Annotated in this window: 22 protein-coding genes and 1 tRNA gene; 9 read left to right on the forward strand and 14 right to left on the reverse strand. The window is 72.2% G+C overall.

Annotated features, from left to right (window positions below; all coding sequences use genetic code 11):
- Positions 1 to 42: 42 nt before the first annotated feature.
- The 4 genes from mshC to MRBLMG1_RS03645 all read right to left on the reverse strand — a co-directional run bounded on the left by mshC (position 43) and on the right by MRBLMG1_RS03645 (position 3,574).
- Positions 43 to 1,272: a cysteine--1-D-myo-inosityl 2-amino-2-deoxy-alpha-D-glucopyranoside ligase gene (mshC, locus tag MRBLMG1_RS03630; RefSeq protein ID WP_367820629.1), complete on the reverse strand. Its 1,230-nt coding sequence runs from the start codon at positions 1,270 to 1,272 to the stop codon at positions 43 to 45.
- A 151-nt stretch (positions 1,273 to 1,423) separates the two neighbouring features.
- Positions 1,424 to 2,230 (reverse strand): SCO1664 family protein, encoded by an 807-nt coding sequence (locus tag MRBLMG1_RS03635; protein WP_367820631.1) that lies wholly within the window; start codon positions 2,228 to 2,230, stop codon positions 1,424 to 1,426.
- Positions 2,227 to 2,817, reverse strand: coding sequence for a DUF3090 domain-containing protein (locus MRBLMG1_RS03640; RefSeq protein ID WP_367820633.1), 591 nt, complete (start codon positions 2,815 to 2,817; stop codon positions 2,227 to 2,229). Before MRBLMG1_RS03640 ends, MRBLMG1_RS03635 begins: the two co-directional genes overlap by 4 nt.
- 67 nt (positions 2,818 to 2,884) lie before the next feature.
- Entirely contained in the window at positions 2,885 to 3,574 is a 690-nt protein-coding gene (locus tag MRBLMG1_RS03645; RefSeq protein ID WP_367820635.1) for a histidine phosphatase family protein, read from the reverse strand.
- A gap of 97 nt (positions 3,575 to 3,671) precedes the next feature.
- Here MRBLMG1_RS03645 and corA point away from each other — a divergent pair, with 97 nt between their 5' ends.
- Positions 3,672 to 4,664 (forward strand): magnesium/cobalt transporter CorA, encoded by a 993-nt coding sequence (gene corA, locus MRBLMG1_RS03650; protein ID WP_367820636.1) that lies wholly within the window; start codon positions 3,672 to 3,674, stop codon positions 4,662 to 4,664.
- A gap of 12 nt (positions 4,665 to 4,676) precedes the next feature.
- Here the strand turns inward: corA and MRBLMG1_RS03655 are convergent, their stop codons facing one another.
- Together MRBLMG1_RS03655 and MRBLMG1_RS03660 are read right to left on the reverse strand one after the other, a co-directional pair.
- Positions 4,677 to 5,462, reverse strand: a complete 786-nt coding sequence (locus MRBLMG1_RS03655) for a ferritin-like domain-containing protein (protein WP_367820637.1) — start codon at positions 5,460 to 5,462, stop codon at positions 4,677 to 4,679.
- 360 nt (positions 5,463 to 5,822) lie between these two features.
- Positions 5,823 to 6,872, reverse strand: a complete 1,050-nt coding sequence (locus MRBLMG1_RS03660; RefSeq protein WP_367820639.1) for an LLM class F420-dependent oxidoreductase — start codon at positions 6,870 to 6,872, stop codon at positions 5,823 to 5,825.
- 129 nt (positions 6,873 to 7,001) lie between these two features.
- Between MRBLMG1_RS03660 and MRBLMG1_RS03665 the strand changes: the two genes are divergently transcribed.
- Both MRBLMG1_RS03665 and MRBLMG1_RS03670 read left to right on the forward strand, forming a co-directional pair.
- On the forward strand, positions 7,002 to 7,979 hold the full coding sequence (locus MRBLMG1_RS03665) for an aldo/keto reductase (protein WP_367820641.1): 978 nt from the start codon (positions 7,002 to 7,004) through the stop codon (positions 7,977 to 7,979).
- On the forward strand, positions 7,976 to 10,384 hold the full coding sequence (locus MRBLMG1_RS03670) for a helix-hairpin-helix domain-containing protein (RefSeq protein WP_367820643.1): 2,409 nt from the start codon (positions 7,976 to 7,978) through the stop codon (positions 10,382 to 10,384). Before MRBLMG1_RS03665 ends, MRBLMG1_RS03670 begins: the two co-directional genes overlap by 4 nt.
- A gap of 115 nt (positions 10,385 to 10,499) precedes the next feature.
- Here the strand turns inward: MRBLMG1_RS03670 and MRBLMG1_RS03675 are convergent, their stop codons facing one another.
- Positions 10,500 to 11,243 carry a hypothetical protein gene (locus MRBLMG1_RS03675; protein WP_367820645.1) on the reverse strand — a complete coding sequence of 248 codons (744 nt, stop codon included), beginning with the start codon at positions 11,241 to 11,243 and terminating at the stop codon, positions 10,500 to 10,502.
- 47 nt (positions 11,244 to 11,290) lie between these two features.
- On the opposite strand from MRBLMG1_RS03675, the gene MRBLMG1_RS03680 reads away from it, so the two are divergent.
- Entirely contained in the window at positions 11,291 to 11,479 is a 189-nt protein-coding gene (locus MRBLMG1_RS03680) for a DUF5703 family protein (RefSeq protein WP_017241661.1), read from the forward strand.
- Between the two features lie 70 nt (positions 11,480 to 11,549).
- On the opposite strand, the gene MRBLMG1_RS03685 is transcribed toward MRBLMG1_RS03680, so the two are convergent.
- From MRBLMG1_RS03685 to MRBLMG1_RS03695, 3 genes are all read right to left on the reverse strand, one after another.
- The gene (locus tag MRBLMG1_RS03685) at positions 11,550 to 12,350 is read right to left on the reverse strand and encodes a chaplin (RefSeq protein WP_367820646.1); all 801 of its coding nucleotides are present in this window, start codon (positions 12,348 to 12,350) and stop codon (positions 11,550 to 11,552) included.
- Between the two features lie 138 nt (positions 12,351 to 12,488).
- Positions 12,489 to 12,722 carry a chaplin ChpH gene (chpH, locus tag MRBLMG1_RS03690; RefSeq protein ID WP_318107813.1) on the reverse strand — a complete coding sequence of 78 codons (234 nt, stop codon included), beginning with the start codon at positions 12,720 to 12,722 and terminating at the stop codon, positions 12,489 to 12,491.
- Between the two features lie 140 nt (positions 12,723 to 12,862).
- The gene (locus tag MRBLMG1_RS03695; protein ID WP_367820648.1) at positions 12,863 to 14,197 is read right to left on the reverse strand and encodes a M20/M25/M40 family metallo-hydrolase; all 1,335 of its coding nucleotides are present in this window, start codon (positions 14,195 to 14,197) and stop codon (positions 12,863 to 12,865) included.
- Positions 14,198 to 14,406: 209 nt separating this feature from the next.
- On the opposite strand from MRBLMG1_RS03695, the gene MRBLMG1_RS03700 reads away from it, so the two are divergent.
- Positions 14,407 to 14,494, forward strand: a tRNA-Leu gene (locus tag MRBLMG1_RS03700).
- A 53-nt stretch (positions 14,495 to 14,547) separates the two neighbouring features.
- Complete coding sequence (locus MRBLMG1_RS03705; RefSeq protein ID WP_367820649.1) at positions 14,548 to 15,474, forward strand: pseudouridine synthase; 927 nt, start codon at positions 14,548 to 14,550, stop codon at positions 15,472 to 15,474.
- On the opposite strand, the gene MRBLMG1_RS03710 is transcribed toward MRBLMG1_RS03705, so the two are convergent.
- The 4 genes from MRBLMG1_RS03710 to MRBLMG1_RS03725 all read right to left on the reverse strand — a co-directional run bounded on the left by MRBLMG1_RS03710 (position 15,458) and on the right by MRBLMG1_RS03725 (position 19,612).
- A complete protein-coding gene (locus MRBLMG1_RS03710; RefSeq protein WP_367820651.1) occupies positions 15,458 to 16,087 on the reverse strand; it encodes an MBL fold metallo-hydrolase in 630 nt (209 codons plus the stop codon). The genes MRBLMG1_RS03705 and MRBLMG1_RS03710 overlap by 17 nt on opposite strands.
- On the reverse strand, positions 16,087 to 17,172 hold the full coding sequence (locus MRBLMG1_RS03715) for an S-(hydroxymethyl)mycothiol dehydrogenase (protein ID WP_367820653.1): 1,086 nt from the start codon (positions 17,170 to 17,172) through the stop codon (positions 16,087 to 16,089). Before MRBLMG1_RS03715 ends, MRBLMG1_RS03710 begins: the two co-directional genes overlap by 1 nt.
- 121 nt (positions 17,173 to 17,293) lie before the next feature.
- Positions 17,294 to 18,754: an amino acid permease gene (locus MRBLMG1_RS03720; protein ID WP_367820655.1), complete on the reverse strand. Its 1,461-nt coding sequence runs from the start codon at positions 18,752 to 18,754 to the stop codon at positions 17,294 to 17,296.
- Positions 18,755 to 18,910: 156 nt separating this feature from the next.
- Complete coding sequence (locus MRBLMG1_RS03725) at positions 18,911 to 19,612, reverse strand: FadR/GntR family transcriptional regulator (protein WP_367820657.1); 702 nt, start codon at positions 19,610 to 19,612, stop codon at positions 18,911 to 18,913.
- A gap of 156 nt (positions 19,613 to 19,768) precedes the next feature.
- On the opposite strand from MRBLMG1_RS03725, the gene MRBLMG1_RS03730 reads away from it, so the two are divergent.
- The 3 genes from MRBLMG1_RS03730 to MRBLMG1_RS03740 are packed head-to-tail and all read left to right on the forward strand — an operon-like array spanning position 19,769 to position 22,236.
- On the forward strand, positions 19,769 to 20,293 hold the full coding sequence (locus MRBLMG1_RS03730; RefSeq protein WP_367820659.1) for a gluconokinase: 525 nt from the start codon (positions 19,769 to 19,771) through the stop codon (positions 20,291 to 20,293).
- 52 nt (positions 20,294 to 20,345) lie between these two features.
- Complete coding sequence (locus MRBLMG1_RS03735; RefSeq protein ID WP_367820660.1) at positions 20,346 to 21,743, forward strand: gluconate:H+ symporter; 1,398 nt, start codon at positions 20,346 to 20,348, stop codon at positions 21,741 to 21,743.
- Between the two features lie 55 nt (positions 21,744 to 21,798).
- Positions 21,799 to 22,236 (forward strand): ASCH domain-containing protein, encoded by a 438-nt coding sequence (locus MRBLMG1_RS03740; RefSeq protein WP_367820661.1) that lies wholly within the window; start codon positions 21,799 to 21,801, stop codon positions 22,234 to 22,236.
- Positions 22,237 to 22,307: the final 71 nt, after the last annotated feature.

Raw genomic sequence — 22,307 nt, forward strand, 5'->3', positions numbered from 1 at the left:
TCCAAGGGCGGTTCCACACGAGCGAGTTGCACCGGACGGCTGTTACAGGGCGACGCCCAGCAGCGCGTCGACCGCGCGGGAGACGAGTCCGGGGGCGGATTCGTCGTCGCCGCCCTCGGCCGTCTGGAGCGCGGCCCAGCGGTCCACCGCCGCGAGCGCCGCGGGGGTGTCGAGGTCGTCGGAGAGCGCCTCGCGGAGCTCCTCGACCAGCGCGTCGGCGGGCGTGCCGTCGGGCCGGGACACGGCGGCGCGCCAGCGGCCGAGACGCTCCACGGCGTCCTGGAGGACCTGGTCGGTCCACTCCCAGTCGTCGCGGTAGCGGTGGGACAGGAGCGCGAGCCGGATGGCGGCCGGGTCGACGCCGTCCTTGCGCAGCTTGGAGACGAAGACCAGGTTGCCCCGGGACTTGGACATCTTCTCGCCGTCGAGCGCGACCATGCCGGCGTGGACGTACGCCTTGGCCATCGGGTACTCGCCGGTGAGGGTCTGGGCGTGGGAGGCGCCCATCTCGTGGTGCGGGAAGATCAGGTCGGAACCGCCGCCCTGCACGTCGAAGCCCATGCCGAGGTGGTCGAGGGCGATGGCGACGCACTCGATGTGCCAGCCGGGGCGGCCGTGGCCCAGGCTGCCGCCGTCCCAGCTCGGCTCGCCCTCGCGGGCCGCCATCCAGAGCATCGGGTCCAGCGGGTTCTTCTTGCCGGGGCGCTCCGGGTCGCCACCGCGCTCGGCGGAGAGGTGGCGCATCAGCTCGGTGCTGTAGTGCGAGACCTCCCCGAAGTGCGGGTCGGCGTCGACGGAGAAGTAGATGTCGCCGTCCAGCTCGTACGCCGCGCCCGCGTCCCGGAGGCGCTCGACGAGCGGCACGATGCCCGGTATGGCCTCGACGGCGCCGATGTAGTGCTGCGGGGGCAGCATCCGCAGGGCGGTCATGTCCTCGCGGAACAGGGCGGTCTCGCGCTCGGCGAGGCCGACCCAGTCGATGCCGTCGCGGATCGCGCGCTCCAGGAGCGGGTCGTCCACGTCCGTCACGTTCTGGACGTAGTGCACCTGCCGCTTGGTGTCGAGCCACACGCGCTGAACGAGGTCGAACGCGTTGTAGGTCGCCGCGTGACCCATGTGGGTCGCGTCGTACGGCGTGATGCCGCACACGTAGATACGGGCGACGGGGCCGGGGGCGAGGGTGACTCGTCCGCCGGTCGCGGTGTCGTGGATCCGGAGGTCGCGGCCCTTGCCGGGAAGGGCGGGGACCTCAGAAGCGGGCCAGGCATGCATGACCCGAGCGTAACCGGACAGGTGTTCCGGATACGAACCGGATCCGGGATCTTGACCGATTAGGCGCTCTTGCGGGTCGGAGGCTTGCATGCATACCCCCCAGGGGTGCATGCCCGCACCGGCGCCATGGCCGAAACCTTTCGGCCCGGTCTCAGACCGGCGGCCAGGGGATCGCCGGCCACTGCCCCGAGGGCTCCGGGTGCCGTCCAGTCGCCCGCAGCGCCCCCACGCGGGCGCGTACCGCCGCGACCTCGGCGCCGGTCAGCAGTTCCGCCAAACGGGCGGCGAGCGGCGCTCCCGGGGCCAGGGAACGATCGAGACCGTCGAGCACCCCGGCCGCCTCGGCGGGCAGCTCCTCGCCCGCCCAGCCCCACAGCAGCGTCCGCAGCTTGTCGTCGACGTGGAACGTGACGCCGTGGTCGATCCCGTACAGACGCCCGTTCGGCGCCGGCAGCAGGTGCCCGCCCTTCCGGTCGCCGTTGTTGATGACGGCGTCCAGGACGGCCAGCCGCCGCAGCTCCGGGGTGTCCGCGTGGACGAGGAGCGCCGTGCGGTCCTCGTCGACCTGGGCGGGCCCCACGGCCTTCCAGCCCTCGCCGGCCTCGTCGTCCTCGGTGAGGGCGAGCAGCCGCGCCCCGGGGTCCGCCTCGATCCACAGCTGGACCATGCCCTCCCCGTACGGCCCGTCGCGGAGCACGGTCGGCGGGATCAGCCCCCAGCCGGTGGCCTCGGAGAGCTCGTACGCGGCGACCTCGCGCTGCGCGAGGGTCCCGTCGGGGAAGTCCCACAGGGGCTGCTCCCCCGCGACCGGCTTGTAGACGCAGGCCGCCTCGCGGCCCCCGTACGCGACGGAGCAGTACAGCACGGCGTTGGACGCCTCGCGGACCCGGCCGCGCACGGTCAGCTCACCTCGGGCGAGCAGCTCGGCGTCCGTCGGGGTCGAAGGGCTGCTGCTCATGCTCCGCGGCGGTATCCGTTCTGGCGCGGGCAGACGTGCCCCTCGGGGTCGAGCGGCAGGCTGCACAGCGGGCACGGCGGCCGGCCGGCGTTGACGACGTCCAGGGCCCGCTTGGCGAAGGCCCGGGCCTGGGCCCCGCTGAGGCGGACCCGGAGCATCGGCGGGCCGTTCTCCTCGTCCTGGAGCAGTCGCTCCTCGGCCTCGGCGAGGTCCTCCTCGGAGTCCGCGTCGAGTTCCACGAGGGCCTGCGCCTCGACGATCATCCGCTGTTCCTCGCCGTCCCAGGCGAGCGCCATGGTGCCGACCCGGAACTCCTCCTCGACGGGGGCGTCGAGCGGGGCGGTGTCGGCGATCTCGGCCGGGGCGACGGCGGGGACCGGGGCGTTGCCGCCGGTGCGGCGCACGACCTCGTCGAGGAGTTCGTCTATGCGCTCGGCCAGCGCGGCGACCTGTGTCTTCTCCAGCGCGACGCTGGTGACGCGGCCGCCCGCGGACGCCTGGAGGAAGAACGAACGGCGGCCAGGCAGCCCGACCGTGCCGGCCACGAAACGCTCCGGTGGGTCGTAGAGGAACACCTGACGGGACACGTTCCCGACTCCCTTGCGTCTCGACGGTCGTACTACAGCGGCGCGTCCACCCTACTGCGCAAGGGGATCACGCCGCGCCCGCACCACCCCCGACCTCCGCGGTCCCACTGCTGTCGGGGTGCTCGCGGGGGGCGAGTCCGGCGAAGTCCCCCGTGTCGCCGAGGCGGAGGAGGAAGGGACGCAGGCGCGTGTAGCGGATGACGGTGACCGAGCAGGGGTCGACGTGGACCCGCTGGAAGAGGTCGAGGTGCAGGCCGAGGGCGTCGGCCACGATCGACTTCACGATGTCCCCGTGGGAGCACATGAGGTACGTGGCGTCCTCGCCGTGCTCGGCCTCGATCCGGGCGTTCCAGTCGCGTACGGCCTCGACGGCCCGGTCCTGCATCGCGCGCATCGACTCGCCGCCGGGGAACGCGGCGGCGGAGGCGTGCCCCTGGACGACGTCCATCAGGGGCTCGTCGTTGAGCTCGGCCAGCTTGCGGCCCGACCAGTCGCCGTAGTCGCACTCGTTGATCCGGTCCTCGACGTGGAGGGGGAGCTCCGGGCGGGCGTCCAGGAGGGGCCGCAGGGTCTCCCGGCAGCGCTGGAGGGGGCTGGAGACGGCGGCGGCGAGCGGGACGCCCGCGAGGCGCCCCGGCAGGGCGGCGGCCTGCGCGGCCCCGCGCTCGTCGAGCGCGATCCCGGGAGTGCGCCCGGCGAGGACCCCGGAGGTGTTGGCGGTGGAGCGTCCGTGCCGGACGAGGATCAGCGTGGCCATGCGGGCCAGCCTACGGGGGCGTCCGGCCGATCGGGGCGGGCTCCGGCCCTACGTGAGCCGGCCGCCCCGCGTGCGTGGCCCGGCCGTTCGGGGGAGAATGCGCCGCGTGATCGTGGACTCTGCCATCTACCGCGACGGGCGCCGCACGGACGGACCCGTCGACCTCTCCGACGCCCTGCAGGAGGCCCGGGCGGCCGGGGACGCCTTCCTGTGGGTGGGACTGTACGAGCCGACGGAGGCCGAGTTCGACCACGTGGCCTCGGAGTTCGCGCTCCATCCGCTGGCCGTCGAGGACGCGTTGAAGGCCCACCAGCGACCCAAGCTGGAGGTCTACGACGACTCGCTGTTCGTGGTGCTCAAGCCGGTCCTGTACGAGCCCGAGAGCGACCGGGTCTCGTCCGGCGAGCTCATGCTGTTCATCGGCGACTCGTTCGTGGTGACGGTCCGGCACGGCGAAGGCTCGCCCCTGATGGCGGTGCGCAAGCGCCTGGAGGCCGACCCGGAGGTCCTGAAGCACGGGCCGACGGCCGTGCTCTACGCGGTGAGCGACGCGATCGTGGACCACTACCTGGACGTGACGGGCGAGCTCCAGGTGGACCTGGAGGAGCTGGAGGCGGACGTCTTCGCGCCCTCCGGGGGCAATCCGGCGAACACCGCCGCGCGGATCTACACGGCCAAGCGGCAGGTCCTCGAGTTCCGCCGGGCCAGCGGCCCGCTGGCCGGTCCGATGGCCCGGCTGACGGCCGGCGTGGTGCCGTTCGTGAACGAGGAGGCGCAGCCCTTCTTCCGCGACGTCAACGACCACCTGCTGCGCTCCAACGAGCAGGTGGAAGGACTCGACCGGCTGCTCTCCGACGTGCTGTCGGCCCATCTCGCGCAGATGGGCGTGCGGCAGAACGACGACATGCGGAAGATCTCCGCGTGGGCCGCCATGGCCGCGGTCCCGACGATGGTCGCCGGGATCTACGGGATGAACTTCGAGCACATGCCCGAGCTGCGGTGGGAGTGGTCCTACCCGGTCGTGATCGTCGTGATGACGGGCATCGTCGTCGCGCTGTACCGGCTCTTCAAGCGCCGCGGCTGGATGTGACGCCGGGCGGCCTCAGAAGGCGGGTGCGGGGACCGGGGGCCCGCCGAGGGCGTCTCGCCGCTCCGGCATCCGCAGGCCGACCATCCGGTGCCAACCGGCCGCCCGTTCGTACGCGTACACGCCGTGGATCCCGGCGGCGAGGACGGCCGCCTTCGGCCGGGGCCACTCCAGGATCCGGCCCATGTGCCGCATCACCGCGAGGCTGACGTCCCGGTAGACCCGGATCTCGGCCAGGGCGGACTCGCGCAGGGTCCGCTGGATCAGCCGGCCGTGGCCCGCGCGGGCCAGCCGGAGCAGCTCCTCGTGGCAGTAGGCGAGGTGGTTGTCCTCGTCGTTGCAGATCATCCGGATCGCCTTGCCGAGTTCCGGATGGTCCCCGAAGTACCTCACCAGGAGCTGCATCTGCGCGGCCGCGCGCTCCTCGGTGACCCTGCTGTGCGCGAGGTAGACGACGACGTCCTCCTCGGTCAGCGGCTCGTCGCGGCGGAGCTTGTCGTGCGCGAGGCCGATGCCGCGCTTCTCGAGCAGCATCGTGTAGTCGGTGTCGGGCGGCACGGGGACGGGTTCGAGGCCGCGCTTCTTCATCAACGCGTTGAAGATCCGGCCGTGCTTGTCCTCGTCGGCGCCGTGCCGGGTGATCTTGGGCGTGAGGTCCCGCATCCCGGGCGCGACGAGGGTCGCGATCCGGGCGTTCTCCCAGCCGCCCTGGGCCTCGCCGCTCGCGGCGATGGAACAGAAGAGCCGGAAGGACTCGTCGTTGTCGATGATTTCCTGGAACAGGCCCTTGGCCGTGAGCATCGCCGCCACCTCCGTGCGGACGCCCGTACTCCGGTACGTCCGGGAAGAACGAGTCAAGTCCGGTCCCGCACGACGGGCAACAGGAGGGGCCGACGGCTCGGCCGAAAGAGTGAGACCCGAAGGCGTAACCGGGGGCCCCGCAAAGGCGTTGTGCTGCATGACGGCCGTGGCGGGGAAGACCCCCGAGCCCCCACCACGGCCGCAGACCACCTTTTCCCGACGGCGCTCTCGCACCGCGAGGCCCCTGGGGGCCTCGCGGGCTTCGAGCGCCTGCGCCGGACTCCGTCCGGCGGGATCCCGGGGCGGGACCCGCATTCTGATCCGGCTCCGGCTCCTCCCGGTGCGGGTGCGGCCTCGGCGTTACGCCAGGCTCGCGTGCTCCATCGCCTCGACGCCCGCCCGCAGGGCCGCGAGCCGCTCGTCGAGGGTGAAACCGGCCGGGGCGAGGGTGAGGGTGGTGACACCGGCCTCGGCGTACGCGGTCATCCGCTCGGCGATCCGCTCGACGGAGCCGAGCAGGGTGGTCTGGTCGATCAGCGAGTGCGGCACGGCGGCCGCGGCCCCGGCCTTGTCGCCGGCCAGGTACTTGTCCTGGATCTCGGCGGCCTCCTTCTCGTACCCCATCCGCTGCGCGAGCTGGTTGTAGAAGTTCTGCTTGCGGCTGCCCATGCCGCCGACGTACAGCGCGGTGTACGGACGGAACACGTCGGCGAGGGCGTTCACGTCGTCGCCGAGGGCCAGCGGCAGGGTGGGGCAGACGTCGAAGCCGTCCATGGTGAGGCCGGCCTTCTCGCGACCCGCCCGCAGATGACGGAGCGCGGTCTCCTCCAGGTGGTCGGCCGAGGGGAAGATCAGCAGCGCGCCGTCCGCGATCTCGCCCGTCTGCTCCAGGTTCTTGGGGCCGATCGCGGCGATGTAGAGCGGGATGTGCTCGCGCTCCGGGTGGACGGTCAGCTTGATGGGCTTGCCGGGGCCGCCCGGGAGCGGCAGGGTCCAGTGCTCGCCGTCGTAGCTGAGGCGCTCGCGGGTCATGGCCTTGCGGACGATCTCGACGTACTCGCGGGTCCGGGCGAGCGGCTTGTCGAACTTCACGCCGTACCAGCCCTCGGAGACCTGCGGTCCCGAGACGCCGAGGCCGAGGCGGAAGCGGCCGCCGGTGAGCGAGTCGAGGGTGGCGGCGGTCATCGCCGTCATGGCGGGCTGCCGGGCCGGGATCTGCATGATCGCGGAGCCGACGTCGATCCGCTCGGTCTTCGCCGCGACCCAGGCGAGGACGGTGGGCGCGTCGGAGCCGTACGCCTCCGCGGCCCAGCAGACGTCGTAACCGAGGCGGTCCGCCTCCTGGGCGACGGCGAGGTTGTCGCCGTCCATTCCGGCGCCCCAGTAGCCGAGGTTGATGCCGAGCCGCATTCCACACACCTCTTACCCATCGGTAACGTCTTTGTGGGCCGGACTCTAGCGCGCGCCCGGGGCATCCGTCAGGGCACGGTTGTCCACAGGCTCTCTCCGCGTGGTGCCCTGGCCAGTAATCTCGCGCCCATGGAGCAGAGGCATCTCGGACGTACCGGCCTGCGCGTGTCGCGCATCGGACTCGGCACCCTCACCTGGGGCCGGGACACCGACGAGCACGACGCCGCCGAGCAGTTGAAGGCGTTCTGGGACGCGGGCGGCACACTCGTGGACACCGCCGACGTGTACGGCGGGGGCGAGGCGGAGTACCTGCTCGGCCGTCTGATGGACCGGCTCGTGCCCCGCCAGGACCTCGTCCTGTCCACCAAGGCGGGCAGCGTGCCGGACCCGGACCGGCGCACCGACGGCTCGCGCGGACACCTGCTCGCCGCGCTCGACGCCTCCCTCGCCCGGCTCGGCACCGACCACGTCGACCTTTGGCAGCTGCACGCCTATGACCCGAACACGCCTCTGGAGGAGTCCCTCCAGGCGCTCGACATCGCCGTACGCAGCGGGCGCGCCCGGTACGCGGGCGTGGCGAACTTCTGCGGCTGGCAGCTGGCCAAGGCCGGTACCTGGCAGCTCGCCGGCGACCGGACCCGCCTCGCCGGGGCCCAGCTGGAGTACTCGCTGCTCCAGCGCGGCATCGAGCGCGAGGTACTGCCGGCCGCCCTGGACCTCGGCATAGGCCTACTGCCCTCGTCACCGCTCGGCCGCGGGGTCCTGACCGGCAAGTACCGCTCCGGGACCCCGACGGACTCCCGGGGCGCCTCGGAGACCATGGCGCCGTTCGTGGAGCCGTATCTCGACGACGCCGCGAGCCGGATCGTCGACGCGGTCACGACGGCTGCCGACGGCCTCGCGACGACCCCCCTCCACGTGGCCCTCGCCTGGGTCCGCGACCGGCCCGGAGTGACCGCCCCGATCGTCGGCGCGCGCACGGCACGGCAGCTCACGGCCGCGTTGTCGGTGGAGACCCTTAGTCTTCCTGACGAGATCTGTCGGGCGCTGGACGATGTGTCGGCGCCCGTGCACCGCTATCCGGATCACGACTGGAGCACCTTGTGACCGAGCCTTCCGGGGAGACCGCGCCCGAGGCCGCGAAGCCCACCGAGGACGCGCAGGAGGCCGCCGCCGAGGCCCGGCCCCCGGCCCCTGCCGAGGCACCCGCCGCCTCCGAGGAGCCCACCGCGGCGGACGCGGACGAGGCACCGGGCGCTGCCGAAGAACCGGGCGCTGCCGAGGAGCCGGACGCCATCGAGGAGTCGGACGCTTCCGAAGGGCCCGCCCCCTCCGAAGGACCCGACGCGGCCGAGGACCCCGAGGCGACCGACGAGCCCGGCGCTTCCGCGGGCACCGGTGACGCCGAGGAGCCGGAGGCCGGTGGAGAGCCGGAAGCCGGTGGAGAGCCGGAAGCCGGGGGAGAGGCCGCCGCCGGGTCCGGGGGCGCCGGGACGACCGACGCGACCGACGCGACCGACGCGACCGACGCGACCGAGTTGAGCGACGCGCAGGCCGAGCTCGCCGCGCAGCGGGAGCTGCGGGCAAGGATCGAGGCGCGGAAGGCGGAGAAGGAGGGCACGGTCGCGAGCGGTGCCAAGCTGAGCGGCACCGCTGCGGACCTGCTCGCGGCGGTACGGGCGGTGGAGGGCGGCGCTGCCTCGGGCAGCACCTTCTACGAGAGCCCGGAGCCCGCACCCAGGCGCCCCTCCCCCGAGGCGGCCCCGGCCGCGACCGTACGGCCCCCCGCGCCCGAGCGGGCCTCCGCGCCCGCGCCCGGGACCACGGCCGCCGTGCGGGAGGTGCTGGCCAAGGGCGGCGCGCCCGAGGCGCTGGCCGACCAGGTCGCCGCCGCACTCGGCGAGAACGCGGCAGCGGCACTGAGCGAGGACCCCTGGCAGCTGCTCGCCGTGCCCGGGGTGCGCCCGGAGCAGGCCGACGGTTTCGCCCGGGCGCTGCTCGGCGCCGCGTGCGGCCCCGGGGACCCGCGCCGGACCGTCGCTCTGACCGTGTGGCTGCTGGAGCGCGCCGCGCTCCAGGGACACACGGCGCTGGAGATCCAGGCCGTGCGCGCCGGATTGGCCGGGCACGGGGTGCCCGACCCGGAGGAGGCCGTCGAGACGGCCGTCTCCGAGGCGGCGGTCCTCGTCTTCCAGGAGGAGGAGACGGCGGAGCCCGAGTCCGACGAGGACGAGGAACCGGCCGAGGAGCCGGCGCAGCCCGCCGCGGAGGTGCCGGCCTCGCCCGTGCTGCTCGGGCTCGACCGGTACGCCCTCGCGGAGGAGAGCCTGGCGGACGGTCTCGCCCGCCTGGTCAAGACCGCGACGGCCCAGCCGTGGGAGGGCTCCGAACTCGAACGTGCCGCCGGTGAGCACGGGCTCGTCCTGCACACGGGCGGCGAGGCCTCCCGGGCCGAGCCGGTCGCGCTCGCGGAGGCGGCCCGCGCACGGGGGCTCCGCACCCTGGTCGCCGTCCACAGCGACGCCGGCCGGCACGCGCTCGGCGACGCCGGGGCGGCCGCGGTGACGGTCGGCGGCCTGCTCTCCGGGGCCGCCGGTCCGGCCCGTGACGAGGACGGCGCCTTCGCCCTCGACCTGCTGGTGGTCCTCGACGCGCCGCAGCTGGACGTGGAGACGGCCGCGCTGCTCGTGGAGTCCCTGCCGGACGGCTGCCGCCTGGTCCTGAGCGGCGACCCCGAGGTCCTGGGGGCGCCGGGCGCCGGGCGGGTCTTCACCGACGCGCTCGCGGCCCGGGTGTGCCCCCGGATCGCCTCGCGGCTCCCCGACCCGGGGCCGCTCGGCGAGCTGGTCTCGGGCATCGGCGTGGGCGAGCTGAACCAGGTGGAGGCCCCCGGCAAGGAGGTCGTGATCGTCCCCGTGCGGGACGCCGGCGAGGCCGTGCACCGTACGGTGCAGCTGGTCGCCGACTCGGTGCCCCGGGCGATCGGAGTGCCGTCCGAGCAGACCCAGGTCGTCACGGTCGGCCACGGCGGCTCCGCGGGCACCCGCGCGCTGAACGCCGCCCTCAAGCAGCGGCTCAACCCCGGCCCCGGCCGGTTCGGCGGCTACGACCCCGGCGACCGGGTCGCGTACGCGCCGGCCCCGGGCCGGACGGTGACGGGGACCGTGCTGTCGGCCGACGCCGAGGGGCTGCGCCTGCGGTGCGGCGACGAGGGGGTCCTCGTACCGAAGGAACGGGTGGAGGCCACGCTGCGGCACGGCTGGGCGCTCACCGCGCACCAGGCCGCCGGGACGCGGTGGCCCGCGGTGGTCGTGGTGCTCCCCGGCGACGCCGCCGGCGGTCTGAGCCGGCCCTGGGTGTACACGGCCTTCGGCCGGGCCGAGCGTCACCTGTCGGTCGTGCACGGCGTGGACCAGGCCCTGGCCCGCGCGGTGGCCGAGGGGGTGGCCCCGGAGCGTACGACGCGACTGCGGCCGCTCCTGGAGGCGCTGCTCGCCACCCCCGAGGACTAGCACCGGGAAACAGCACCGGGAACGGCCGGAGGGCCGGGCCACCGCACTGAGCGGTGACCCGGCCCTCCGTCGTTCGCGCGAGAAACCGGCTCAGGGCCGCCTCGGGGACCGCCTCTCAGAAACCGGCCCCCGCGTGCTGGTCGGCGCCGGCGACGGCCCTCGGCACGCCGGGCCCGTCGTCCACTCCGCCCTCGAAGTCCCCGTCCCCGCCTCCCTCATCGTCTTCGTCCCCGTCCTCGTCCTCGTCCTCGTCGAAGACGGAGCTGACGTCGAAGCGGCAGACGATCCGCTCGGGGTCGGCGTGATCGAAGGGCGCGTTGAGCCACTCCCCCGGTTCGGGGAGCTCGTCGGAGGCGGTGACCCACAGGGTGGAGTCGCCCTCCTCCAGGCCGAACTCCTTGTGCCGGGAGGCGATCTCGTCCGGCTCGTACTCGCCGAAGAGCACGCCGAGCGCGGCGAGCGGCGACGCGCCCGCCCTGGCGGCCGCCCCGGTGGTCTCCTCGTCGCCGTCGAGCTCGGCGACGCGCCTGGCCTGGGCGAGGAGGCGCTGCGGTTCGGCCACCGCGTAGTCGCGGCGGATCAGCAGGCTGAGGGCATGGGGTTCGTCAGGTCCGGCGTACGGCGGCAGGGCACCGTCCGCCCCGGGAATCTCGAAGGGAGTGACCTCGTCGTAGCGGTCGTAGAGGAGTTCGTCGTACGCCTCGGCCGCCGCGGCCAAGGCGTTGAAGGCCTCGTAGACGGCCTTGTCGTCGTCTCCCGTGCGGAGTTCGACCGCCGCGAGGTGACGGTCCAGTGCGGTCTTGACCGCCTCGGCGGCGGCACGTACCTCGGCAGCGGTGGGCTGCGCAGCATCAGACATGGGATAGACGCTATCCGTACCGGGCCCGTGCCCGCACAATAGATGCGATGCCGGAATACGAATTTGTCGATGTGTACGTGCCGCGCGGTGTCTCCCGCAAGGAGGCGACGCGCCTGCTGACCGACCACGCCGAGTACGGACACTGGGAGTTGGACCGCCTCAGCCTGCACCGGGACGGAAGCCGCAGGGTGCGGCTCAAGCGGCGGATCATCCGCCAGATCCGGGCGACCTGGTAGGCGCACGATAAGGGGCCCCGCGGTGTGCGGGGCCCCTCTGCGTGTCGCGCCGTGCGCGGAGAGCGACGGCTCAGGCGGCGCCGCGCGTCCTGCGGTAGATCAGCGAGCCCGCCAGCAGCAGTCCCGCACCGGCCGGGACGATCACTCCGAGCGGCCCCGCACCGGTCTCGGCGAGCTCCTCGGTGGCCCGGGGCGGCGTCATGCCGTGGGGACCGGGCGTGTTCGGACCGCCGTCGGTACCGGGGGTGCCGGGGGTGCCGGGGGTGCCCGGCGTGCCAGGAGTTCCCGGGGTGCCGGGAGTGCCCGGAGTGCCGGGCGTGCCAGGAGTTCCCGGGGTACCGGGCGTCCCCGGGGTGCCGGGAGTGCCCGGAGTACCAGGGGTACCCGGGGTGCCGGGCGTACCCGGGGTCCCCGGGTTGCCCGGCTCCTCCTCGCCGTATCCCGTGTCCCCGCCGCCGCCGTTGCCGCAGTCGTTGTCGGCGACGGCGTTGCCGAGGCCGACGCCGGTGAAGCTGTTGCCGCACACGTTGACGGGGACGTCGATCGGCACCTGGACGGTGTTGCCGGAGCCCACACCGGGAGAGCCGCTGGTGTGGCCGCCCGCGGAGGAGCCGCTGCCGGGGCGGGAGGTGTTGGCGCAGTTGTTGCCCATCGCCGGATTCAGGAGTCCGACGACGTTGACGGTGTTTCCGCAGGCGTTCACCGGTGCATGCACCGGGATCTGGACGGAATTGCCGGACGCGACGCCCGGGGAATTCGTGGCCGTACCGTTCGCTCCGGAATCGGCGTGCGCATAACCGCCGCCGACGGCGGCGAAAACGCCTCCGGCGGCTGCCACGGTGATAAGGCCCTTGCGCGTGACCTGTCGCATAGCTGTTCCCTGCTGCTCGGCTTCGAAAGAGTGCCACCGGGCGGAACACCCGGGGCGGAAATGGCCACCGGCCCCGGAGTGCATGGCACGCACTCCGGGGCCGGACCGGCTCACACCCTCACGGGGCGAGGCACAACGTCAGGCGTTGACGCAGGTGTTGCCGAAGGTGGGGTTCAGCAGCCCGATCACGGAGACCGTGTTGCCGCACACGTTCACGGGGACGTGAACCGGCACCTGGACGACGTTGCCCGAGAGGACACCGGGGGAACCGATGGCAGCACCCTGGGCACCCGCGTCGGCAACGGCCATGCCCGCACCCGCGAGAACGAGACCGCCCGTGGCAGCCGCAGCAGCGACGACCTTCTTGATCATTATTCCTCCTAGTTGGAAATGCGGTCCCAGCCGCGGACCGCACACCTGTAACGAGGGGGAATGGTGGGGGCTACGAGCCCCCGGGTTCATTCACTCTTTCCGGTCACATACAAACGCACGGACGAATTCGACGGCCTTCCTCAGCAGGCGTCGATGAAACGGTCCAGGACGCGGACGCCGAACTTCAGGCCGTCGACGGGCACCCGCTCGTCGACGCCGTGGAACATGCCGGCGAAGTCGAGCTCCGGCGGCAGCTGGAGCGGGGCGAAGCCGAAGCAGCGGATGCCGAGGTCGTCGAACGACTTGGCGTCCGTGCCGCCGGAGAGCATGTACGGCACGGCGCGGGCGATCGGGTCCTCGGCGCGCAGCGCCAGCTGCATGGCGTCGACCAGGGCGCCGTCGAAGCTGGTCTCCAGGGCCTTGTCGCCGTGCACGTCCTCGCGCTTCACGCGGGGTCCGAGGATCCGGTCGAGGTCGGCGAGGAACTCCTGCTCGTACCCGGGCAGGAAGCGGCCGTCGACGTGCGCCGTGGCCTGGCCGGGGATCACGTTCACCTTGTAGCCGGCGCCGAGCATGGTCGGGGCGGCCGAGTTCCGCAGGGTGGCGCCGACCATCTTGGCGATGCCGCCCAGCTTGGCGAGGGTGCCGTCCATGTCCTCGGGGTCGAGCGGGGTGCCCAGCGCGTCCGAGAGCTCGTCCAGGAAGGACCGCACGGTCTTGGTGACCCGCACGGGCCACTGGTGGCGCCCGAGGCGGCCCACGGCCTCGCAGAGCTCCGTGATGGCGTTGTCGTCGTTGGTCATCGAGCCGTGGCCTGCGGTGCCCTCGACGGTCAGCCGCATCCAGTGCATGCCCTTCTGGGCCGTCTCGACCAGGTAGAGGCGCAGGTTCTCGTTCACCGTGAAGGAGAAGCCGCCGACCTCGCCGATCGCCTCGGTGACCCCGTCGAAGAGGTCCCGGTGCTTGTCGACGAGGTGCCGGGCGCCGTAGGTGCCGCCGGCCTCCTCGTCGGCCAGGAAGGCGAGGACGATGTCGCGCGGGGGCTTGCGGCCGCTGCGCAGCCGGTCCCGTACGACCGCGAGGGTCATCGCGTCCATGTCCTTCATGTCGACCGCCCCTCGGCCCCACACGCACCCGTCGGCGACCTCGCCGGAGAAGGGGTGGTGGGTCCAGTCCTCGGCGTTGGCCGGCACGACGTCGGTGTGGCCGTGGATGAGCAGGGCCGGCCGCGACGGGTCCTCGCCCTCGATGCGGGCGACGGTGGAGGCCCGCCCCTTGTGCGACTCGATGATCTTCGGCTCGAGCCCGACCTCCGCGAGCTTCTCGGCGACGTACTCGGCCGCCGCCCGCTCCCCCGGGCCGGAGTGGTCGCCGTAGTTGCTGGTGTCGATGCGGATGAGATCGCGGCAGAGGTCGACGACCTCGTTCTCGCCGGTCTCGCCCCTCACGCCCTGGGCCGTCTTCGACTCGCTCACGCTGCTTCCTCCCACTACGTGCCCCACGTGCTTGCTGGTGGTCGCCCCCATCCTCGCGCGTGCCCCCCTCACCCCCCAAGGGCGCCCTTCGGCCGACATGCGGCTGTCACATGACAGCGGCCGACCAGGGGTGGTGATCGACCCCCTCAGATCTTTGCTATTGTTCTGTTCGTCGGAAGGGCCGAGCGGCCAAGAAGACAAAACACCTAGTCCGGGTGGCGGAATGGCAGACGCGCTAGCTTGAGGTGCTAGTGCCCTTTATCGGGCGTGGGGGTTCAAGTCCCCCCTCGGACACCAGCGAAAGACCCCACATCTTGTGGGGTCTTTCCTCGTTACGGCGGTAGGTCCCGGTGCGGCGCAGATCCAAGGTCCCTTCTTCCCCCCTCCCCCAGCGGGACGGCATCGACCCCGTGCGGGTGCGGTTGCCCGAGGACCCCGAGGGGGTCTGGGGGACGGTGGGCGCGCATCTGGTCGACCGGTACGCCGGGGCGATCGGGGCCGGGCGGGTCGAGGAGATGCTCTCGGGCGGCCGGTTCGTCGGGGTGGACGGGCCCGTCGGCGGGGACGAGCCGTACACGGTGGGTCGGTACGTCTGGTTCCACCGGGATTTCCCCGTGGAGAGGGCCGTGCCGTTCCCGGTCGGGGTGGTGCACCGCGACGAGCGGATCGTGGTGGTGGACAAGCCCCACTTCCTGGCGACGATGCCTCGCGGGCGGCATGTGACGGAGACGGCGCTGGCGCGGCTGCGGCGGGAGCTGGGGCTGCCTTTCCTGCAGCCGGCGCATCGGCTGGACCGGCTGACGGCGGGGTTGGTGCTGTTCGTGGTGCGGCCTGAGGACCGGGGCGCGTATCAGACGCTGTTCCGGGACCGGGTGGTGCGCAAGGAGTACGAGGCGGTGGCCGCGTACGTCCCGGGGGTGGAGCTGCCGGTGACGGTGCGGAGCAGGATCGAGAAAGAGCGCGGGGTGATGGCGGCCCGGGAGGTGGCGGGCGAGCCGAACGCCGAGAGCCGGATCGAGCTGGTGGAGCGGGCGGGCGGGCTGGGGCGTTACCGGCTGCTGCCCGTGACCGGGCGGACGCATCAGCTGCGGGTGCACATGAACGGGCTCGGGCTGCCGATCCTGCACGATCCGGTGTATCCGGTGGTGTGTGAGGACGGGCCGGAGGACTTCGGGCGGCCGCTGCAACTGCTGGCGCGGGCGCTGGAGTTCACCGACCCGTTCACGGGTGGGGAGTTGCGTTTCGAGAGCCGGCTGGCTCTCAGTGGCCTCGGTTGATCCACTCCTGGAGGTGGGGGGCCTCGGCGCCGACGGTGGTCGGGTCGCCGTGGCCGGTGCGGACGACGGTCTCCGGCGGCAGGGTGAGGAGCTTCTCGCGGATCGAGTCGACGATCGTCGGGAAGTCGGAGAAGGACCGGCCGGTGGCGCCGGGGCCGCCTTGGAAGAGGGTGTCGCCGGTGAAGACGGTGCCCAGGTCGGGGGCGTACAGGCAGACCGCTCCGGGGGCGTGACCCGGGGTGTGGAGGACCGTGAGGTCGGTGCCCGCGATGGTGAGGACCTGGCCGTCGGCGAGGTCGCCGTCGGGGCTGTGGTCGGGGTGGGTCTGCTTCCAGAGCGGCTGGTCGGCGGGGTGGAGCAGGATGCGGGCGCCGGTGGCGGCCGCGAGCGCCGGGGCCGCGTCGACGTGGTCGTTGTGGGCGTGGGTGCAGACGATCGCGCGGAGGGCGCGGCCGTCGAGGGCGGCGAGGATGGCGTCGGCGTCGTGGGCGGCGTCGATGACGATGGCCTCGGTGTCGTCGCCGACGATCCAGACGTTGTTGTCGACGTCCCAGGTGCCGCCGTCGAGGCTGAAGGTGCCGGAGGTGACGAGGTGGTCGATGCGGGCGGTCATCACAGCACCACCACCGAGCGGAGGACGTCGCCCTCGTGCATGCGGGCGAAGGCCTTCTCGACCTCGCCGAGGCCGATGGTCTCGGTGACGAAGGCGGCGAGGTCGATGCGGCCCTGCTGGTGCAGGTCGATGAGCATCGGGAAGTCGCGGGACGGCAGACAGTCGCCGTACCAGGAGGACTTGAGCGCGCCGCCGCGGCCGAAGACGTCGAGGAGGGGCAGTTCGAGCTGCATCTCGGGGGTGGGGACGCCGACGAGGACGACGGTGCCGGCGAGGTCGCGGGCGTAGAAGGCCTGCCGGTACGTCTCCGGGCGACCGACGGCCTCGATGACGACGTCGGCGCCGAAGCCGCCGGTGAGCTCGCGGATCGCCTCGACGGCGTCGGTGGAACGGGAGTTGACGGTGTGGGTGGCGCCCATCGTCGTGGCCGTCTCCAGCTTCCGGTCGTCGATGTCGACGGCGATGATCCTGGCGGCTCCGGCGAGGCGGGAGCCGACGATCGCCGCGTCGCCGACGCCGCCGCAGCCGATGACGGCGACGGTGTCGCCGCGGCCGACGTTCCCCGTGTTGATGGCGGCGCCGATGCCGGCCATGACACCGCAGCCGAGGAGGCCGGCGACCTCGGGGGCGACGGCGGGGTCGACCTTGGTGCACTGGCCGGCGGCGACGAGGGTCTTCTCGGCGAAGGCGCCGATGCCGAGGGCCGGGGAGAGCTCCGTGCCGTCGAGGAGGGTCATCCTCTGCTGCGCGTTGTGGGTGGCGAAGCAGTACCAGGGGCGGCCGCGCAGACAGGCGCGGCAGGTGCCGCACACGGCGCGCCAGTTGAGGATCACGAAGTCGCCGGGGGTCACGTCGGTGACGCCCTCGCCGACCGACTCGACGATTCCGGCGGCCTCGTGGCCGAGCAGGAAGGGGAAGTCGTCGTTGATGGCGCCCTGCTTGTAGTGGAGATCGGTGTGGCAGACGCCGCAGGCCTGGATCTTCACGACGGCCTCGCCGGGGCCGGGGTCGGGGATGACGATGGTCTCGACCCGTACCGGTTCGTTCCTGCCGGGGGCGATGACCCCCTGGACGTGCTGCGGCATCGCGAACTTCCTTTTCTCCGACCGGATCTTGTAAGGCTCCTGCGTACCACTATCTCCTGACAAAAGGCGAGACCCCCGCAGGCCGTGCCCGCGGGGGTCTCGCCGTTCCCGTGACGGGAGGTCAGTCGCGGTGCGTCGCGGCGGTCGTGCGGACCCGGCGGCGGACCAGGAACCAGCCGCCGACGAGCGCGGCCGCGATGAGCGGCAGGAGGTTCACGGTGGTGCGGCCGATGCCGCCGTCCATCCACATGAGGACGAGGACGGAGGCGAGGAAGACCAGCGTGACGATCTGGGTGTACGGGGCCCAGGGCAGGTTGTAGCCGGGGCGGGTGAGCTTGCCCTGCTCGGCGCTGCGCCAGAAGAGCAGCGAGCAGACCATGATCATGGCCCAGGTGCCGATGATGCCGATGGAGGCGAGGTTGAGGACCAGCTCGAAGGCCTCGCCGGGCATGACGTAGTTGAGGGCGACGCCGAGGACGCCGAAGCCCGCGGTGAGCAGGATGCCGCCGTAGGGGACGCCGCCCTTGTTCATGACGCCGGTGAACTTGGGCGCGGAGCCGGAGAGCGACATGGAGCGCAGGATGCGGCCGGTGGAGTACAGGCCCGAGTTGAGGCTGGAGAGGGCGGCGGTGAGGACGACGAGGTTCATCACGCCGGCGGCGCCGGGGATGCCCAGCTTGTCGAAGACGGTGACGAAGGGGCTCTGGTCGCCGGAGTAGGCCGTGTACGGCAGGAGCACGGCGAGCAGGATCACGGAGCCGACGTAGAAGAGGCCCACGCGCCACATGATCGAGTTGATCGCCTTCGGCATGATCTTCTCGGGGTTCTCGGTCTCGCCGGCGGCGACGCCGCACAGTTCGACGGAGGCGTACGCGAAGACGACGCCCTGGATGAGCAGCAGCATCGGCATCACGCCCTGGGGGAAGATGCCGCCGTTGTCCGTGATGTTGGCGAGGCCCGGGGTGTGGCCGCCGACGTCGTGCGAGGTCACGATGAGGAAGATGCCGACGAGCATGAAGGCGACGAGGGCGGCGACCTTGATGATCGCGAACCAGAACTCCATCTCTCCGAAGTACTTCACGGAGATGAGGTTGGCGGCGAGGACGACCGCGAGGGCGATCAGGGCGAGGATCCACTGGGGGACGTCGCTGAACATCGACCAGAAGTGGGCGTAGGTGGCGGCCGCGGTGATGTCGGCGACGGCGGTGGTCGACCAGTTGAGGAAGTAGAGCCAGCCGGCCGTGTAGGCGCCCTTCTCGCCCATGAACTCACGGGCGTAGGAGACGAAGGCGCCGGACGAGGGGCGGTAGAGCACCAGCTCGCCGAGGGCGCGCACCACGAAGAAGGCGAAGACGCCGCAGACCGCGTAGGCGATGAAGAGGGAGGGGCCGGCCTGGGACATCCGGCCGCCGGCGCCGAGGAAGAGGCCGGTGCCGATGGCGCCGCCGATGGCGATCATGTTGATGTGCCGGGACTTGAGGTCCTTGCGGTATCCGGCGTCGCCGGCGTCCACGTGGGGGGCGACGGCCGGGTCGGCCGGCGCGGCGGACAGCGGCTCGGCCGCGGTGACGCGGTCAGTCATGGAGTTGTTCGCCTTCGTGAGGGGGGAGCGGTGCGGTGCCCGGCCGTGCCCGATGGGGGGTTTCCCCGGCACGGCCAGCGCACATCCTCACGGCAGGGAGTGACGATGACAGTGGCGCATGTCACTGAACGCCCTTTTTTGAGCTAGTTCAGAGCTTCACGGAGCCAGTACGTCCAGTTCCTGGAGGGCGCCGACCGCGATCTGGCGGGTGAGCTCCTCGGCGCGGGCCGCGTCCCGTTCCCGTACGGCCTCGGCGACCTGGACGTGGAGGGTGACGGCGGCAGGGTCGGGGTCCTCGAACATCACGTGGTGGTGGGTGCGGCCGGTGAGGACCTCGGCGACGACGTCACCGAGGCGGGCGAACATCTCGTTCCCGGAGGCGTTGAGCACGACCCGGTGGAAGGCGATGTCGTGGACGAGGTACTCCTCCAGACGCCGGCCGCGCGAGGTGGCGACCATGCCGAGGGCCTGCTCGGTGAGCTCGCGGCACTGGTCGGGCGTGGCGTGGAGGGCGGCCAGGCCGGCGGCGACGGGTTCGACGGCCGAGCGGAGCACGGTGAGCGAGCGGAGCTGGCGGGGGCGGTCGGCGCCGGCCAGGCGCCAGCGGATGACCTGGGGGTCGTACACGTTCCAGCTGGCGGTGGGGAGCACGGTCACGCCCACGCGGCGGCGGGACTCGACGAGGTGCATGGACTCCAGCACGCGGACGACCTCGCGGACCACGGTCCGGGAGACGTCGAAGCGCTGGGCGAGCTCGTCGGTGCGCAGCACGGTGCCGGGCGGGTACTCCCCCGCGGTGATCGCGAGGCCCAGGGTGGCGAGGACCTGGGAGTGGAGCCCCTGGGCCGGTGTCGTCATGGTGGCAAGCCTATGCGCGCGGATCCCGGTGATCACACCCGGGAATGAAAAGTACGACTTTTATGTCACAGCCTCTTGAATACGTCGTACTCAATGGGTTTCATGAGCGCGACGGATTCACCGAATCGATGTCGAAGAAGACAGCGAGGCACCCCCATGAGCACCACCCCCCTCACCGCGCCCCCGGTCGTCGTCGTCATGGGCGTCGCCGGGACCGGCAAGACCACCATCGGTCCGCTGGTCGCGGAGGCCCTCGGCCTGCCGTACGCGGAGGGCGACGACTTCCACCCGGCGGCCAACGTCGCCAAGATGTCGGCCGGCGTCCCGCTGGACGACACGGACCGGGGGCCCTGGCTCGACGCCATCGGGGAGTGGGCTCACGGCCGGGCCGGGCTCGGCGGCGTGGTGAGCAGCTCCGCGCTGAAGCGGACCTACCGGGACCGGCTGCGTGCCGCCGCCCCCGGGGTCGTCTTCCTGCATCTGACCGGTGACCGGGAGCTGATCGAGGGGCGGATGGCCGCACGCAAGGGCCATTTCATGCCCACCGCGCTCCTCGACTCCCAGTTCGCCACCCTGCAGCCGCTGCAGGACGACGAGGCCGGCGTCGCCGTCGACGTCTCCGGCACCCCGGAGGAGATCACCGTCCGCGCCGTCACCGCGCTGCGCGGCCTGCCCGGCTGACCTCCTCCGTTCCCCCGTCTCCCCGCTCTCCTGCCCGTACGAAGGACCCACCGTGACCAGTCTCAGTGTCGAGATCCTGGCAGCGGACGCCGCCGAACCGATCACCTCGGCAGGCAACGCCCAGCTCGGGATCGCCGTGCTCGCCGGCATCGCCGTCATCGTCCTGCTCATCACCAAGTTCAAGATGCACGCGTTCCTGGCGCTGACCATCGGGTCGCTGGCACTCGGCGCGTTCGCCGGTGCGCCGCTCGCCGCCACCATCAAGTCGTTCAGCACGGGACTCGGCAACACCGTGGCCGGCGTGGGCGTGCTCATCGCGCTCGGCGCGATCCTCGGCAAGCTGCTCGCCGACTCCGGCGGCGCCGACCAGATCGTCGACACGATCCTGGCGAAGACCGGCAAGCGGGCCATGCCGTGGGCGATGGTCCTGATCGCCTCCGTGATCGGCCTGCCGCTCTTCTTCGAGGTCGGCATCGTGCTGCTGATCCCGGTCGTGCTCATGGTCGCCAAGCGCGGCAACTACTCGCTGATGCGGATCGGCATCCCGGCCCTGGCCGGCCTGTCCGTGATGCACGGCCTGATCCCGCCGCACCCCGGCCCGCTCGTCGCGATCGACGCGGTGGGCGCCAACCTGGGCGTGACGCTGGCGCTCGGCCTGGTCGTCGCCGTCCCGACGGTGATCATCGCCGGTCCGGTCTTCTCCAAGTACGCCGCCCGCTGGGTGGACATCCAGGCCCCGGAGAACATGATTCCGGCCCGGCCCTCCGAGGACCTGGAGAAGCGTCCCGGCTTCGGCGCCACCGTCGCGACCATCCTGCTGCCCGTCGTCCTGATGCTGGTCAAGGCGCTCGTCGACATCGTGGTCGACGACCCCGAGAACGGCGTGCAGAAGGTCACCGACGTCATCGGATCGCCGCTGATCGCCCTGCTCGCGGCCGTCATAGTCGGCATGTTCACGCTGGGGCGGGCGGCCGGCTTCACCAAGGAGCGGCTGTCCTCCACCGTCGAGAAGTCCCTCGCCCCCATCGCCGGCATCCTGCTCATCGTCGGCGCGGGCGGCGGCTTCAAGCAGACCCTGATCGACATCGGCGTCGGCCAGATGATCCTCGACCTCTCGGAGAACTGGTCGATCCCGGCCCTGCTGCTCGCCTGGCTGATCGCGGTCGCGATCCGGCTCGCGACCGGCTCGGCCACCGTGGCGACGATCTCGGCGGCCGGCCTGGTGGCCCCGCTCGCCGAGGGCATGTCGACCGGTGAGGTGTCGCTGCTCGTCCTCGCGATCGGTGCCGGTTCGCTCTTCTTCAGCCACGTCAACGACGCCGGGTTCTGGCTGGTGAAGGAGTACTTCGGCATGAGCGTCGGCCAGACCGTCAAGACCTGGTCGGTGATGGAGACGATCATCTCGGTCGTCGGCATCGTGTTCGTGCTGCTGCTCTCGCTGGTGTTGTAGCCCCGCTCCTCGTGTACGGCTCCGAGGGCCGGTCGTGGCTGACAGACTGTCGGCCATGACCGGCCCTCACGCGCTCAAGCCCTTCCTCCTCGCCTTCCCCGGCCCGCTCCGGGACCGGCTCGTCGCCGCCGTCCTCTCCGGCGAGAAGGTCGCCACGACCGGGCTCCTGGTGGAGTGGCTGGTCGAGGGCGAGGACCTGCCCGAGCCCGGCGAGCGCTCGGCGGTGATCGACTCGGACGGCCGCGAGGTCGCCGTCGTCGAGGTGACGGAGGTCCGGGTCCTGCCGCTCGTCGAGGCCGACCTGCGGCTCGCCCTCGACGAGGGCGAGGGGTACCTGTCGGTCGCCCAGTGGCGGGCCGCCCACGAGAGCTTCTGGCACAGCGAGGAGATGCGCGAGGCGCTCGGGGACCCGGACTTCACCGTGGACGACACGACGATGCTGGTGGTGGAGCGGTTCCGGGTGGTCGAGGTCCTGCCCCCGGCCGCGGAGTGACCACCGCCGGCTGACCGCTCTCCGCCGTCGAGACCGGCCCGTCGAGACCGGCTGTCGAGAGCAGCCGTCGA

The organism is Streptomyces sp. LMG1-1-1.1, assembly GCF_040815545.1.
Lineage (GTDB): Bacteria > Actinomycetota > Actinomycetes > Streptomycetales > Streptomycetaceae > Streptomyces.

Bases quoted from the DNA above. Each gene is read 5' to 3' on its own strand.
- MRBLMG1_RS03710 (WP_367820651.1), bottom strand. From the start codon at position 16,087: ATGACCGCCCGCATCGACCACCTCGTCACCTCCGGCACCTTCAGCCTC.
- MRBLMG1_RS03740 (WP_367820661.1), top strand. From the start codon at position 21,799: ATGACCGGCCCTCACGCGCTCAAGCCCTTCCTCCTCGCCTTCCCCGGC.
- MRBLMG1_RS03680 (WP_017241661.1), top strand. From the start codon at position 11,291: ATGCCGGAATACGAATTTGTCGATGTGTACGTGCCGCGCGGTGTCTCC.
- MRBLMG1_RS03665 (WP_367820641.1), top strand. From the start codon at position 7,002: ATGGAGCAGAGGCATCTCGGACGTACCGGCCTGCGCGTGTCGCGCATC.
- MRBLMG1_RS03725 (WP_367820657.1), bottom strand. From the start codon at position 19,612: ATGACGACACCGGCCCAGGGGCTCCACTCCCAGGTCCTCGCCACCCTG.
- MRBLMG1_RS03730 (WP_367820659.1), top strand. From the start codon at position 19,769: ATGAGCACCACCCCCCTCACCGCGCCCCCGGTCGTCGTCGTCATGGGC.
- MRBLMG1_RS03645 (WP_367820635.1), bottom strand. From the start codon at position 3,574: ATGGCCACGCTGATCCTCGTCCGGCACGGACGCTCCACCGCCAACACC.
- mshC (WP_367820629.1), bottom strand. From the start codon at position 1,272: ATGCATGCCTGGCCCGCTTCTGAGGTCCCCGCCCTTCCCGGCAAGGGC.
- MRBLMG1_RS03655 (WP_367820637.1), bottom strand. From the start codon at position 5,462: ATGCTCACGGCCAAGGGCCTGTTCCAGGAAATCATCGACAACGACGAG.
- chpH (WP_318107813.1), bottom strand. From the start codon at position 12,722: ATGATCAAGAAGGTCGTCGCTGCTGCGGCTGCCACGGGCGGTCTCGTT.
- MRBLMG1_RS03635 (WP_367820631.1), bottom strand. From the start codon at position 2,230: ATGAGCAGCAGCCCTTCGACCCCGACGGACGCCGAGCTGCTCGCCCGA.
- MRBLMG1_RS03720 (WP_367820655.1), bottom strand. From the start codon at position 18,754: ATGACTGACCGCGTCACCGCGGCCGAGCCGCTGTCCGCCGCGCCGGCC.
- MRBLMG1_RS03715 (WP_367820653.1), bottom strand. From the start codon at position 17,172: ATGCCGCAGCACGTCCAGGGGGTCATCGCCCCCGGCAGGAACGAACCG.
- MRBLMG1_RS03660 (WP_367820639.1), bottom strand. From the start codon at position 6,872: ATGCGGCTCGGCATCAACCTCGGCTACTGGGGCGCCGGAATGGACGGC.
- MRBLMG1_RS03675 (WP_367820645.1), bottom strand. From the start codon at position 11,243: ATGTCTGATGCTGCGCAGCCCACCGCTGCCGAGGTACGTGCCGCCGCC.
- corA (WP_367820636.1), top strand. From the start codon at position 3,672: ATGCGCCGCGTGATCGTGGACTCTGCCATCTACCGCGACGGGCGCCGC.
- MRBLMG1_RS03685 (WP_367820646.1), bottom strand. From the start codon at position 12,350: ATGCGACAGGTCACGCGCAAGGGCCTTATCACCGTGGCAGCCGCCGGA.